At 69.8% G+C, this 13,044-nt stretch carries 10 protein-coding genes; 8 read left to right on the forward strand and 2 right to left on the reverse strand.

Going from position 1 to position 13,044, the window contains the following annotated elements; all coding sequences use genetic code 11:
* Positions 1-9 precede the first annotated feature (9 nt).
* Positions 10-873: an FHA domain-containing protein gene (locus ACE3TE_RS10215; RefSeq protein WP_374604636.1), complete on the forward strand. Its 864-nt coding sequence runs from the start codon at positions 10-12 to the stop codon at positions 871-873.
* Here the strand turns inward: ACE3TE_RS10215 and ACE3TE_RS10220 are convergent.
* Both ACE3TE_RS10220 and msrP read right to left on the reverse strand, forming a co-directional pair.
* On the reverse strand, positions 861-1,430 hold the full coding sequence (locus ACE3TE_RS10220) for a sulfite oxidase heme-binding subunit YedZ (RefSeq protein ID WP_374604654.1): 570 nt from the start codon (positions 1,428-1,430) through the stop codon (positions 861-863). The two genes, ACE3TE_RS10215 and ACE3TE_RS10220, sit on opposite strands and share 13 nt — an antisense overlap.
* 41 nt (positions 1,431-1,471) lie before the next feature.
* The gene (msrP, locus tag ACE3TE_RS10225) at positions 1,472-2,434 is read right to left on the reverse strand and encodes a protein-methionine-sulfoxide reductase catalytic subunit MsrP (RefSeq protein WP_374604638.1); all 963 of its coding nucleotides are present in this window, start codon (positions 2,432-2,434) and stop codon (positions 1,472-1,474) included.
* 75 nt (positions 2,435-2,509) lie between these two features.
* Here msrP and ACE3TE_RS10230 point away from each other — a divergent pair, with 75 nt between their 5' ends.
* The 7 genes from ACE3TE_RS10230 (at position 2,510) to rpsA (ending at position 12,955) form a co-directional block, all read left to right on the forward strand.
* Positions 2,510-5,707, forward strand: coding sequence for a PAS domain S-box protein (locus ACE3TE_RS10230; RefSeq protein WP_374604640.1), 3,198 nt, complete (start codon positions 2,510-2,512; stop codon positions 5,705-5,707).
* Between the two features lie 62 nt (positions 5,708-5,769).
* On the forward strand, positions 5,770-6,855 hold the full coding sequence (gene serC, locus ACE3TE_RS10235) for a 3-phosphoserine/phosphohydroxythreonine transaminase (protein WP_374604642.1): 1,086 nt from the start codon (positions 5,770-5,772) through the stop codon (positions 6,853-6,855).
* A 1-nt stretch (position 6,856) separates the two neighbouring features.
* Complete coding sequence (gene pheA / locus ACE3TE_RS10240) at positions 6,857-7,975, forward strand: prephenate dehydratase (protein ID WP_374604644.1); 1,119 nt, start codon at positions 6,857-6,859, stop codon at positions 7,973-7,975.
* A 2-nt stretch (positions 7,976-7,977) separates the two neighbouring features.
* Positions 7,978-9,093: a histidinol-phosphate transaminase gene (gene hisC / locus ACE3TE_RS10245; protein WP_374604646.1), complete on the forward strand. Its 1,116-nt coding sequence runs from the start codon at positions 7,978-7,980 to the stop codon at positions 9,091-9,093.
* On the forward strand, positions 9,090-10,415 hold the full coding sequence (gene aroA, locus ACE3TE_RS10250) for a 3-phosphoshikimate 1-carboxyvinyltransferase (RefSeq protein ID WP_374604648.1): 1,326 nt from the start codon (positions 9,090-9,092) through the stop codon (positions 10,413-10,415). The genes hisC and aroA overlap by 4 nt, the downstream gene beginning before the upstream one ends.
* 11 nt (positions 10,416-10,426) lie before the next feature.
* Positions 10,427-11,119, forward strand: coding sequence for a (d)CMP kinase (gene cmk, locus ACE3TE_RS10255; RefSeq protein WP_374604649.1), 693 nt, complete (start codon positions 10,427-10,429; stop codon positions 11,117-11,119).
* A 153-nt stretch (positions 11,120-11,272) separates the two neighbouring features.
* The gene (gene rpsA / locus ACE3TE_RS10260) at positions 11,273-12,955 is read left to right on the forward strand and encodes a 30S ribosomal protein S1 (RefSeq protein ID WP_374604650.1); all 1,683 of its coding nucleotides are present in this window, start codon (positions 11,273-11,275) and stop codon (positions 12,953-12,955) included.
* Positions 12,956-13,044 lie beyond the last annotated feature (89 nt).

Consider the following 13,044-nt stretch of genomic DNA (forward strand, 5'->3'; position numbering starts at 1 on the left):
GGAGGCCGGATGCAACTGACGTTCCCCAATGGCGAACACCCCAGCGTGCCCCTGAAGGGCGAAGTGGCCGTGGGCACGCGGCCGGGCCTGGCGGTCAGCCTGCCCGGCAGCGGCCTGGCGGCCCACCACGCCAGTTTCCTCAGCGACCGCCGGGGCCTGTGGCTGCGGGTCCCGAACGGGGCGCCGGGCGTGCACCTCAATGCCCGCCCGGTCTTTCGCCTGGCCCAGCTGCGGCCGGGTGACCTGGTCTGCCTGGACAAGCTGCGGGTCGTCATCAAGGGTGACGAGCAGCCGGCCATCGAGCAGCGCATTCCGTCGGCCACGCCGGCCAGCCTCGGCGATGCCCAGCGCGTGGCCGCCTCGCGCGTCGTGCTGCGCGGGCTGAGCGGCACGCACTTCGGCCGCTGCCATACGCTGACCGAACCGCGCGTGCTCGGGCGCTCGTCCGCCGCCGACATCCGGCTCGATGACCCCGCCGTGGCCGAGCGTCACGCCGTGGTCGAACTGCACGGCGACCGGGTCATCCTGCGCGCGCTGGCGCCCGGCAAGGACGCCACCTGGGTCAACGGCGTGCCGGTGGCCGACGCCGTGTTGTCGCCCGGCGACCAGATCATGGTCGAGCAGCACCGCTTCGTGCTGGAGGCCCCGGGCCTGCCGCTGCGCGGGCAGGGCGGGCTGGGCAAGTCCGTGGCCACGCCGCACACGCAGACGATGCGGGCGGTGGATGTGCCGGTGGCCGAGGATCCGCCGCCGTCGGCGCCGGGCAAGGCCAGTGCGCCGCGGGAGCGCGACCCCAACAGCCTGTGGTGGCTGATCGCCGCGGCCACCATCCTGGCCGCGGCCCTGACGATGCTGCTGGTCTACGCGCCCTGAGGCGGACGGGCGCGCCAGCGCCAGTAGCCACGCAGCCCCAGCAGCACGCCCAGGATCGCCGCATACATGAGCGGCTCGCGCAGGTCGGCCTTCACCAGCCACAGGTAGTGCGCGACGGCCAGCAGCCCTGCGGCATAGACGAGCTTGTGCAACTGGCCCCAGCGCCGCCCCAGTCGGCGCATCCAGCCACGGGTCGAGGTGATCGCCAGCGGCAGCAGGCAAAGCCAGGCCGCGAAGCCGAGCATGATGTAGGGGCGCTTGGCGAGGTCGTCGAACACCTGCCGCCAGAAGCCGCCCAGGTCGAGCACCAGCCAGGTCGCCAGGTGCAGGCAGGCATAGAAGAACGCGTACAGCCCGACCAGGCGCCTTAAGCGGATCGGCCAGGTTTGGCCGGTCAGTCGCCGCAGCGGCGTCAGCGCCAGACCCAGCAGCAAAAGTCGCAGCGCCCAGGTGCCGGTGGCGTGGGTGATTTCCGCCACCGGATCGGCGCCCAGGCTGTCCTGCACCACGCCGAGCACCAGCAGGGCGAGCGGCAGCAGCGCCAGCGCATGGGCCATGGCCTTGATGCCGACCCAGCGCCAGTCGATCCCGCGCCTGCCTAGAACCACTTGCGCAGGTCCATGCCTTCGTACAGCGAGGCCACCTGTTCGCCGTAGCCATTGAAAGGCAGGGTGGCGATGCGGTTGGCGAACAGGCGGTTGCCGTCGCCGGCGATGCGACGCTCGCTGGCCTGGCTCCAGCGCGGATGGTCGACGTCGGGATTCACGTTGGAATAAAAACCGTACTCATTGGGCTGCGACTGGTTCCAGCTGGTCACCGGCATCTGTTCGCTGAAATGGATGCGCACGATCGACTTGATGCTCTTGAACCCGTATTTCCAGGGTACGACCAGGCGCAGCGGCGCCCCGTTCTGGTTGGGCAGGTCCTTGCCGTACAAGCCGGTCGCGAGCAGGGTCAGCGGATGCATCGCTTCGTCGATGCGCAGGCCCTCCCGATAGGGCCAGTCCAGCGCCGGGTAGCGCAGGCCGGGCATCTGCGCGGGTTCGGCCAGGGTGGTGAAGCCCACGTAGCGGGCCTTCGAGGTCGGCTTCAGGCGCCCGAGCACATCGGCCAGCGGCACGCCCTGCCAGGGCAGCACCATCGACCAGCCCTCGACGCAGCGCAGGCGATAGATGCGCTCCTGCACCGCGTGCGGCCGCAGCAGGTCCTCGAGCGGGAACACGCCGGTGCTTTCGGCCTCGCCGCTGACCACCACCGACCACGGCGCCGGCTGCAGCGTGTGCGCATTGCGTGCCGGGTCGGCCTTGCCGGTGCCGAATTCGTAGAAGTTGTTGTAGCTGGTGGCATCCTGCCAGGTGGTCAGGGTCTCGTCGGTCCGGAAGCCGTCGGGGGAATCGCTGCGCGCTGGCGCGACGGCCGGTGCGTCCTCGGCGCCGGCACAGCCGGCCAGCGCCAGCAACGGGCTGGCCAGGCCCAGGCCCATCAGCTGGCGCCGGGCGCGATAGACCGGCTCGGGCGTGATCTCGGAAGCGGGCGGCTGGGGATAGCGCTGGCGGCTCATCGGGCGTCTCCGTTGTCCACGTCGGTGCGGCCCGGGTGGCTATACTCCTCGCAGGGATCGCCACCGGGGAAAGGGATGCGCCTGGTCGAAGCGTTCGATTCGTCCACCAGCGTGATTGCCGTGATGCGCGCCAGCGACGGGGTCTTCCTCGGCGTCAATCCTGCGTTCGAGCGTAGCACCGGCTACCGTCGCGACGAGGTGATCGGGAAGATCCCCAACGAAATCGGACTATGGCCCGATCCGGGTTTCCGGGCGCGGATATGGAGCGTGCTTCGTGCCGAACACCGGGCCATGGGCCTGCCGACGGAGGTTCGCTGCGCGGACGGTCGCATCCTGCCGGCGCAGCTGAGCTGCGAATTCGCCGAGGACCGGGACGAAGGCACGGTTGTCTTCTGCCTGTTGCACCTGGGTGGTGACGTGGTGAAGGCCGGGGGCGCAGCCGACGGCCAGGCCATGCCGGCCGGCTTCTACCGCGCGCTCTACCTGGCCGCGGCCGAAGGCATCTACCGCAGCCTGCCAGGCGGCGGGTTCCTGGACGTGAACCCGGCGATGGCGCGGATCCTGGGCTTCGAGTCGCCGGCGCAGCTGCTCAGGGAATGCGCCCGCGACGCCGCCAGCCTTTACGTGGATCCTGCCCAGGCGGCGCGCAGCCACGAACGCCTGCAGGCCGGCGAGCGCCTCGACCGGGTGCGCGCACGGGTGCGGCGGCGCGACGGCAGCATCATCTGGGTCAGCGAGAACGCCCGGGCCATCCGCGACGACCAGGGCAAGGTGCTGTTCTACGAAGGTTCGCTGGTGGATATCACCGCCCAGGTCGAGGCGGAAGACGCCCTGCAGCAGTCGCGCACGCTCTACCAGGTGCTGGTCGAAAACAGCCGGGACGGCGTCTTCCTGATCCAGCGGGGCAGGGTGGCCTTCGCCAACGGGGCGCTGGCCGACATCCTGGGCTACACGGTCGAAGAGCTGGTCGGCATCGAATACATGTCGCTCGTGGATCCCGCCGACCTCGAGGCCCAGCGGGCGCGCCGGGCCGCGCGCGAGGCGGGTTCGCCCGAGCCCCAGGTCTACGAAATCAGCCTGCGCCGGCGCGACGGCCAGGTGATCCTGTGCGAGGTGCGTGCCGATGCCGTGGACTACGAGGGCGACATCGCCTCCACCGGCACGCTGCGCGACGTCACCGAGGAAAGGGCGCGCCAGCGGGCCGTCGCCGCCGCCGAGCTTCGTTACCGCGAGCTGTTCGAGGATTCCCCGGCCGGCCTGTTCCGCACCCGCCTCGACGGGCGGATCATGGAGATCAACCCGATGCTGGCCCGGATCCTCGGCTACGACAGCGTCGCCGAGCTGCGCGCCAGCGCCAGCGACATGCATGCGGTCTACCTGGATCCGGCCGAGCGCGAAACCCTCGTCGCGCAGGCGCTGAAGGAGGGCTCGTTCGAGCACTATGAAACGCGGGTTCGCTGCCGGGACGGCGACATCAAGTGGGTCAGCGCCAGCGTGCGCGTGGTTTTCGACGAGGCCGGGCAGCCGCAGCACCTGACCGGTTCGATCCTGGACATCAACGAGCGCCAGGAGGCCCGCCTGGCACTGGCCCGGTCGGAAAGCAAATACCGCACCCTGGTCGAGCACAGCCAGGTCGGCGTGTTCGTCATGGACGGCGATCGCTACACCTATGCCAACGGCGCCTTCGCGCAGATGCTCGGCTACCGGGAGGCCGAGCTGGTGGGGCGCACCTACCGCGACATCATGGCGCCCGAGGCCGTGCCGCAGTCCGAGCGTCGCGACGCCGACCGGCTGGCGGGCCGGGCGGTCAGCCCGGATTTCGAAAGCTGCCTGCTGCATCGCGACGGCCACCGGGTCTACGTGCGGGTCAGCATCGGCCCGGTGCAGCTCGATGGCCTGGAGCACCTCACCGGCACCGTGCTCGACATCACGCGCCAGCGCGAAGCCGAGGACCGCCTGCGCTTCCACGCCACCCACGACCCGCTGACTGGCCTTCCCAACCGCATGCTGTTCAACCAGAAGCTGGCGGCGTCGATGCTCGGTGCCAGCCGCGCGGGCGGCACCGCCTACGCGGTGCTGTTCCTGGACCTCGATGGCTTCAAGTGGGTCAACGACAGCCTCGGCCATGGCGCCGGCGACCGCCTGCTGGTGCAGATCGCCCGTCGGCTCGAGGACAGCCTGCTGTCGGACGTGCTGATCGCCCGTTACGGCGGCGACGAGTTCACCCTGCTGCCGGACGGACCCTGCGACGGCGACCGGGCCCGGCAGATCGCCCGCACGGTGATCGGGCTGTTCGAACAGCCTTTCGACATCGGCGGCCAGCAGGTGTTTTCCTCGGCCAGCATCGGCATCGTGCTTGGCCGCCGCGACTACGAGTCGCCCGACCAGGTACTGCGTGATGCCGACACCGCGATGTACCGGGCCAAGTCCGCCGGCAAGTCCGGTTTCGTCGTCTTCGACGAGGGCATGCACCAGGAGGCCCTGAGCCGGTTGCAGCTGGAAACCGACTTCCGGCTGGCCTTCGAGCGCGCCGAGTTCCGGGTGCACTACCAACCCATCGTCGAACTCGAAAGTGGCCGGCTGGTCGGCGCCGAGGCGCTGGTGCGCTGGCAACATCCGCGCCGCGGCCTGCTGGCCCCGGCCGAGTTCCTGCCGCTGGCCGAGGAAACCGGGCTGATCATGGACCTCGACGCCTGGGTGCTCCGGCAGGCCTGTGCGCAGCTGGCGCGCTGGCGCGCCGACCATCCGGAGTTCGCCGGGCTGTCGATGAACGTCAATGTCGACGAGCGCCAGATGGTGTCGCCGGGCATCGTCGACGACGTTCTGGCCCTGCTGCGCCAGCACGCGCTGCCGCCGGCCTCCCTCCGCCTGGAAGTCACGGAAACCGCCTTCCGCGGTGGCCGCGGCCAGGCCGAGCAGCGGCTGCTGGCGCTGAAGGCCCTGGGTGTCGGGCTGGTGGTGGATGACTTCGGTACCGGCTATTCGTCGCTCGAGTCCTTCGCCGCCTCGCCCTTCGACGCGCTGAAGATGGACCAGGTCTTCATCCGCGACATCGAAAGCAATCCGCGGCACCGGGCGATCGCCCGCACGATCAACAGCTTTGCCGCCGAGCTGGGCCTGACGCTGACCGCCGAAGGCATCGAGACCCAGGGCCAGCGCGACGCCCTGCGCCGGATCGGCTGCCAGTTCGGCCAGGGCTTCCTGTTCGCGCGGGCGCTGCCGCCGGAACAGTTCGAGCAAATGCTCTCGGCAAGCAGGGGCATGGTCGGGTGAACGCCTTCCGGGGTTTCGCGACCCCGTGATAACTTGCCGATGCAACTTTCCCGAGGACTTCGATGACACGCGCCTACAATTTCAGCGCCGGCCCCGCCGCGCTGCCGGAACCGGTCCTGCTGCAGGTCCGCGAGGAACTCCTGGAATGGAAGGATGAACGCGCCTCGGTGATGGAGGTCAGCCACCGCGGCAAGGCCTTCGTCGAGTGCGCCGCGCGCGCCGAGGCCAACCTGCGCGAACTGATGGCGATCCCGGACGATTACCACGTGCTGTTCCTGCAGGGCGGCGCCACCACGCTGTCGGCGCTGCTGGCCCTGAACCTGGCACGCGCCGACCAGGCGGCCGACGTCGTGCTGACCGGGCACTGGGGCGAGAAGGCGCTGGACAACATCGCGCCGTCGCTGAAGGCGAACGTCGCGGCCAGCGGCAAGGACCAGGGCTATACCGGCATCCCCGACCGCGCCGGCTGGCAGCTCACGCCCGGCGCCGCCTTCGTGCACTACACGCCCAACGAAACCATCCACGGCGTCGAGTTCCACGACATCCCCGACACCGGCGACGTGCCGCTGGTGGCCGACGTCAGTTCCAACGTGCTGTCGCGCCCGATCGACGTATCGCGCTTCGGCGTGCTCTACGGCGGCGCCCAGAAGAACCTCGGCCCCTCGGGCCTGGCCATCGCGATCATCCGCAAGGACTTGCTCGGCCACCACGGCCGCGGGCTGCCGCCGATCTTCGAACTGCAGAACCAGGCCCGCAACGACTCGATGTTCAACACGCCGCCCACCTTCGCCTGGTACGTGCTGGGCCTGGTGCTGGAATGGCTCAAGGCCGAGGGCGGGGCGGTCGCGATGGGCGAGCGCAACCGGCGCAAGGCGGAAAACCTTTACGCCGCCATCGACGGCTCGGGTGGCTTCTATCGCAACGAGGTCCAGCCTGCCGCGCGCTCATGGATGAACGTGCCGTTTTTCCTGCCCGATGAGCTCCGCGAAAAGGCCTTCCTGGCCGAGGCGCAGGCCGCCGGCCTGGTCGGCCTGAAGGGCCATCGGGCCCTGGGCGGCATGCGCGCCTCGATCTACAACGCGATGCCCGAAGCCGGCGTGCAGGCGCTGGTGGATTTCATGGGCGACTTCGCCCGGCGCCACGCTTGAAATGGCCGTCCGTAAAGCCGGCGCCGGCAAGGCCTCGCCGGCCAGCCCCGAACTGGCGCAGGTGCGCGAACGCATCGACGGCATCGACCGTCAGATCCAGGACCTGATCGCCGAACGGGCGCACTGGGCCCGGCAGGTAGGCAAGGCCAAGGGTCCGCTGACGGCCGCGATCGATTATTACCGGCCCGAGCGCGAAGCCCAGGTGCTTCGCCGCGTGCTCGACCGCAATCAGGGCCCGCTCAACGACGAGGTGCTGCTTCGCCTGTTCCGCGAGATCATGTCGGCCTGCCTGGCCCAGCAGGAGCCGCTGAAGGTCGGCTTCCTCGGCCCTGAGGGCACGTTTTCCCAGCAGGCCCTGCACAAGCACTTCGGCCATTCGGCGAAGGGCCTGCCGCTGGCGAGCATCGAAGAGGTGTTCCAGGAGGTCGAGGCCGGGCACGCCGACTTCGGCATCGTGCCGGTGGAAAACTCCGGGCAGGGCACCATCCAGTCCACCCTGGACATGTTCCTGACCTCGCCGCTGAAGATCTGCGGCGAGGTCGAGCTGGCCGTGCACCAGTTCCTGATGTCGCGCACCGGCCGCATCGAGGACATCGAGCGCGTGTATTCGCATCCGCTGTCGCTGGCCCAGGCCAAGGCCTGGCTGCGCCAGCACCTGCCCAAGGCCGAAAAGATCCCGGCCTCGAGCAATGCCGAAGCGGCGCGCCGGGCCCGCAATGCCGACGACTCGGCGGCCATTGCCGGTGAAAACGCCGGCCACGTCTATGGCCTCAAGACCATTGCCGGTCCCATCGAGGATCACCCCGACAACACCACGCGTTTCCTGGTGCTGGGCCGAGAGCTGCTGCCACCCTGCGGCCACGACCGCACCTCGCTGATGGTGTTCGTGCGCGACCAGCCCGGTGCGCTCTACAACGTGCTCAGCCCCTTCGCGCGCCACGGCGTCAGCATGAACCGCATCGAATCGCGGCCGGCCCATACCGGCCGCTGGCAGTACGCGTTTTTCATCGACGTCGATGGCCACGCCCAGGACGGCCCCGTGGCCGCGGCCCTGGCCGAACTGGGCGGGTTCGCCGCCGACATCCGCATCCTTGGGGCCTATCCCGTGGCGCTGCTTTGAGCATGGACGAGGCCGCCTTCTCCGCGCTTGCCCAGCCGGGCCTGCAGCGCCTGCGGGCCTACGACCCGGGCCTGGACCTGGTCGCGCTGCGCCGGACACAGCCCGGCCTGGTCGAACTCGGTTCGAACGAAAACTGCTACGGACCCAGCCCCGCGGCCCGCGCCGCCGCCGTGGCGGCGATCGACGCGGCGTTCGTCTACCCCGACCCGCGCGGAGGCGCGCTGAGGCAGGCGCTGGCCGCCCATCACGGCGTCGCGCCGAACCAGCTGATGCTGGGCAACGGCTCGCACGAACTGTTGATGATGCTGGGCCAGGCATTCGCCGGGCCGGGCCTGGAAGTGGTGGCCTCGCAGTTCGGCTTCGCGGTGTACGCGCTGGCCGCGCAGGCCGCCGGCGCTACCCTGGTGCAGGCGCCGGCCCTTGCGGCCGGGCAGGCCATGGCGCGCGGGCACGACCTGGCCGCGATGGCGGCCGCGGTCGGGCCGCGCACGCGCCTTGTCTTCCTGGCCAACCCGAACAACCCCACCGGCACCTGGTTCGGCGCCGGCGACTTCGAAGCCTTCCTGGCCGGGCTGCCGCCGACGGTGCTGGTGGTGGTGGACGAGGCCTATCTCGAATACGTCACCGACCCGGCCATCGGCACGGCGCTGGACCTGCTGCCCCGGTTCGCGAACCTCGTCGTGACCCGCACCTTCTCCAAGGCCCACGGCTTGGCCGGGCTGCGCCTGGGGTACCTGGTGGCCGCGCCCGGCCTGGTCGCGGTGCTTGAACGCCTGCGCGAATCCTTCAACGTCAACGGGCCGGCGCTGGCCGCGGGCGAAGCCGCCCTGGCCGATGCCGCCCACGTGCAAAAGGTGCGCCAGGCCAATGCGGCCGAGCGCGAGGCACTGGCCGACGCGCTGCGGGCCCGTGAGCTGGGCGTGTCGCCCTCGCAGACCAATTTCCTGCTGGTGGATTTTTCCCGCGACGCGACGCCGGTGGAGCAGGGCCTGGTGGCCCGCGGCGTGGTGCCGCGGCCCATGGGCGGCTACGGGCTGCCAACCTGCCTGCGCATCACGGTCGGTACCCGCGTCCAGAACCGTCGTTTCCTGCACGCCCTGGACGAGGTGCTGGCATGAGCGCGCCGCGGCTGGACTGGCGGGCGGGGCCGGGCGGCCCGCTGCGCGGCGAGCTGGGCGTGCCCGGCGACAAGTCCGTTTCGCACCGCGCCGTGATGCTGGGCGCCCTGGCCGAGGGTCGCAGCGAGGTGCACGGTTTCCTCGAAGGCGAGGACACCCGGGCGACGGCGGCGATCTTCGGGCGGCTGGGGGTTCGCATCGACGCGCCCGGCGCCAGCCACCGTGTCGTCCATGGTGTCGGGCTGCATGGCCTGCAGGCCGCCAGCGACGCGCTGGACTGCGGCAACGCCGGCACCGGCATGCGGCTGCTGGCTGGCCTGCTGGCGGGGCAGGCCTTCGACAGCGTGCTGGTCGGCGACGTCTCGCTGTCGCGGCGGCCGATGGGCCGGGTCATCACCCCGCTGCGGGCGATGGGCGCGGTGATCGACGCCGGCGAGGGCGGCCTGCCGCCACTCAGGATTCACGCGAACAAAGGTCTGCAAGGCATTGATTTCAAATCGCCTGTGGCCAGTGCGCAGGTGAAATCCGCGGTCCTGCTGGCCGGGCTGTACGCCCGCGGCACCACCCGGGTGATCGAACCGCACCCGACCCGCGACTACACCGAACGCATGCTCGCGGCCTTCGGCTGGCCGGTCCGGTTTTCGCCCGGAGAGGCCAGCCTCGAAGGCGGCCACCGGCTGCACGCCACGCAGGTGGTGGTGCCGGCGGACTTTTCCTCGGCGGCGTTTTTCCTGGTCGCTGCCTCGGTCGTTCCCGGCTCCGACCTGTGCCTGCGCCGGGTCGGCATGAATCCGCGACGCACCGGCCTGCTGGACGCCCTGCGCATGATGGGCGCCGACATCACGCTCGAAACCCGGGGCGAGCAGGGTGGTGAGCCCGTGGCCGACCTGCGGGTGCGGCATGCCCGGCTGCACGGCATCGACGTGCCGCCGGCGCTGGTGCCCGACATGATCGACGAGTTCCCGGCCCTGTTCGTCGCGGCGGCCCTGGCCGAAGGGCAAACCCGCGTCTCGGGCGCCGCCGAACTGCGGGTCAAGGAGTCCGACCGTATCGCTGCCATGGCCACGGCCCTTCAGGCTCTGGGCGCGGACGTCGTCGAAACCCCGGATGGCGCGATCATCCGCGGTGGGCCCTTGCGGGGCGGGGAGGCGGACAGCCACGGCGACCACCGCATCGCAATGTCCCTGGCCGTGGCCGCCCAGCGCGCGGACGGTGAGGTGCGGATCCGCGACTGCGCCAATGTCGCCACCTCCTTCCCGGGCTTCGAGGCGCTGGCGCGGTCCGCCGGCCTGGGCCTGCAGGCCGACGCGCCGGTCGGCTAGAATCCCCGCCCATGCCACGCATCCCCGTACTGACGATCGATGGGCCCTCCGGCTCCGGCAAGGGCACCATCAGCCGGGCCGTGGCCGACCGCCTGGGCTGGCATTACCTTGATTCTGGCGCGATCTATCGCGCCGTCGGGCTGGCCGCCGCCTGGGAGAACGTCGACCTCAGCGACCCCGAGGCCGTGGCCCACTGCGCCGCCCGCACCGAGATCCGCTTCGAAACGGCCGAATCGGGCGAATTGCACGTCATCGTGAACGGCAAGGACGGCACCCGCCAGCTGCGCATGGAAACCGCCGGCGCGGCGGCTTCGGCCATCGCCGCGCACCCCCCGGTCCGGGCGGCCCTGGTGGACCTGCAGCACCGCTTCCGGCGCCTGCCGGGGCTGGTCGCCGACGGCCGGGACATGGGCACCGTGATCTTCCCGGATGCCGCCTACAAGGTCTTCCTGACCGCCAGCGCCGAGGAACGGGCCAAAAGGCGCCATAAGCAGTTGAAGGAAAAAGGGGTTTCGGTTAATCTTGACAGTCTGCTGCACGAAATCGCCGCTCGTGACGAGCGCGATGCCGGGCGTGCGGTGGCGCCCCTGAAACCCGCGGACGACGCGGTTGTCGTGGACTCCACCGGCACGCCCATCACCGAGGTGATCGAGCGCGTGCTGTCGGTGCTGCCGGAAAAACTCCGCCAGCCGCGACAGGCCTGATCTCCCCGGCGCATCCGCTCCCAAGGGCGCGGCTTCCGAAGCAGAAACCAAGGTCCCGCGCCCGATGGCGCGGGGTGAATCCACGCGCATCAAGCGCCAACAGGTGGGTCGCGGCGGAGCCGCCGGCCCGTATGTCCAACCGAGTATCCAACAATGACTGAATCTTTCGCTGAACTGTTCGAGCAGAGCCAGAGCGCCCTCTCCAAGCTCAAGCCCGGCGCCATCGTTTCCGGCACCGTGGTCGAGATCCGCAACGACGTGGTCGTCATCAATGCCGGCCTCAAGTCCGAGGGCATCATTCCGATCGAGCAGTTCCGTAACGAAGAAGGTGAGCTCGAAGTGTCCGTCGGCGAGACCGTCAAGGTCGCCCTCGAGTACCTCGAGAACGGCTTCGGCGAGACCGTGCTGTCGCGCGAGAAGGCCAAGCGCGCCATGGTGTGGGACGAACTCGAGGCTTCGATGGAAGCCGGCGAGATCGTCACCGGCCGCATCTCCGGCAAGGTCAAGGGCGGTTTCACCGTCGACATCCGCGACGTTCGCGCGTTCCTGCCGGGTTCCCTGGTGGACGTGCGTCCCGTGCGCGACCCGGGTTACCTGGAAGGCAAGGAACTCGAGTTCAAGATCATCAAGCTTGACCGCAAGCGCAACAACGTCGTGGTCTCCCGCCGTGCGGTGGTCGAGTCCGAGTCGAGCGTCGAGCGCGAGCAGCTGATGGAGCGCCTGCAGGAAGGTGCCGTCATCAAGGGTGTCGTCAAGAACCTCACCGATTACGGCGCGTTCGTGGACCTGGGCGGCATCGACGGCCTGCTGCACATCACCGACATGGCCTGGAAGCGCGTGCGCCACCCGTCCGAAGTCGTCAACGTCGGCGACGAGCTGGACGTGCGCGTGCTGAAGTTCGACCGCGAGCGCAACCGCGTTTCGCTGGGCCTCAAGCAGCTGGGCGACGATCCCTGGGACAACATCGCCCGTCGTTACCCGACCAGCGCCCGCCTGTTCGGCAAGGTCTCGAATGTCACCGATTACGGCGCGTTCGTCGAGATCGAGCCGGGCGTCGAAGGCCTGGTGCACGTGTCCGAGATGGACTGGACCAACAAGAACGTCAACCCGTCCAAGGTCGTCCAGCTGGGCGACGAACTGGAAGTGATGGTGCTCGACGTCGACGGCGAACGCCGCCGCATCTCGCTGGGCATCAAGCAGTGCACCCCGAATCCGTGGGAAGCCTTCTCGGCCCTGCACAAGAAGGGTGACAAGGTCTCCGGCCAGATCAAGTCGATCACCGACTTCGGCATCTTCATCGGCCTGGACGGCGGTATCGACGGCCTGGTGCACCTGTCCGACATCTCCTGGAACACCACCGGCGAAGACGTCGTGCGCAACTTCAAGAAGGGCGACAACCTCGAAGCCGTCGTGCTGGCCGTGGACCCCGAGCGCGAGCGCATCTCGCTGGGCGTCAAGCAGCTCGAGCAGGATCCGGTGGGCCAGTACATGGCCGGTACCCAGAAGGGCACCATCGTCAACGGCGTGGTCAAGGAAGTCGACGCCCGCGGCGCCACCATCGAGCTCGAGGGCGGCGTGGAAGGCTACCTGCGCGCCAACGACATCGCCAAGGAGCGCGTCGAGGACGCCACCACCTACCTGAAGGTCGGTGACGCCGTCGAAGCCAAGTTCATGGGCATGGACCGCAAGGGCCGCACCATGCAGCTCTCGATCCGCGCCAAGGACGAGGCCGAGCTGGCCGACACCCTGGCCGAGGTCAACAAGGCCTCCGACGCGGCCGCCGGCACCACCAAGCTCGGCGCGCTGCTGCGTGAACAGCTGAACAAGGGCGAATAAGCCCGTCGTTGTACCGGCGCGGGGGCCCGGCGGGCGCCCGGGCCCCCCCCCCCCCCCCCACCCCCCTCCACAGCCCCCCGGGACACACA

This window comes from Arenimonas sp. (assembly GCF_041919775.1).
Classification (GTDB): domain Bacteria; phylum Pseudomonadota; class Gammaproteobacteria; order Xanthomonadales; family Xanthomonadaceae; genus Arenimonas.

Excerpts from the sequence above, each read along its gene's own strand:
- ACE3TE_RS10215 (WP_374604636.1), top strand. The coding sequence starts at position 10 with ATGCAACTGACGTTCCCCAATGGCGAACACCCCAGCGTGCCCCTGAAG.
- ACE3TE_RS10220 (WP_374604654.1), bottom strand. The coding sequence starts at position 1,430 with ATGGCCCATGCGCTGGCGCTGCTGCCGCTCGCCCTGCTGGTGCTCGGC.
- msrP (WP_374604638.1), bottom strand. The coding sequence starts at position 2,434 with ATGAGCCGCCAGCGCTATCCCCAGCCGCCCGCTTCCGAGATCACGCCC.
- ACE3TE_RS10230 (WP_374604640.1), top strand. The coding sequence starts at position 2,510 with ATGCGCCTGGTCGAAGCGTTCGATTCGTCCACCAGCGTGATTGCCGTG.
- serC (WP_374604642.1), top strand. The coding sequence starts at position 5,770 with ATGACACGCGCCTACAATTTCAGCGCCGGCCCCGCCGCGCTGCCGGAA.
- pheA (WP_374604644.1), top strand. The coding sequence starts at position 6,857 with ATGGCCGTCCGTAAAGCCGGCGCCGGCAAGGCCTCGCCGGCCAGCCCC.
- hisC (WP_374604646.1), top strand. The coding sequence starts at position 7,978 with ATGGACGAGGCCGCCTTCTCCGCGCTTGCCCAGCCGGGCCTGCAGCGC.
- aroA (WP_374604648.1), top strand. The coding sequence starts at position 9,090 with ATGAGCGCGCCGCGGCTGGACTGGCGGGCGGGGCCGGGCGGCCCGCTG.
- cmk (WP_374604649.1), top strand. The coding sequence starts at position 10,427 with ATGCCACGCATCCCCGTACTGACGATCGATGGGCCCTCCGGCTCCGGC.
- rpsA (WP_374604650.1), top strand. The coding sequence starts at position 11,273 with ATGACTGAATCTTTCGCTGAACTGTTCGAGCAGAGCCAGAGCGCCCTC.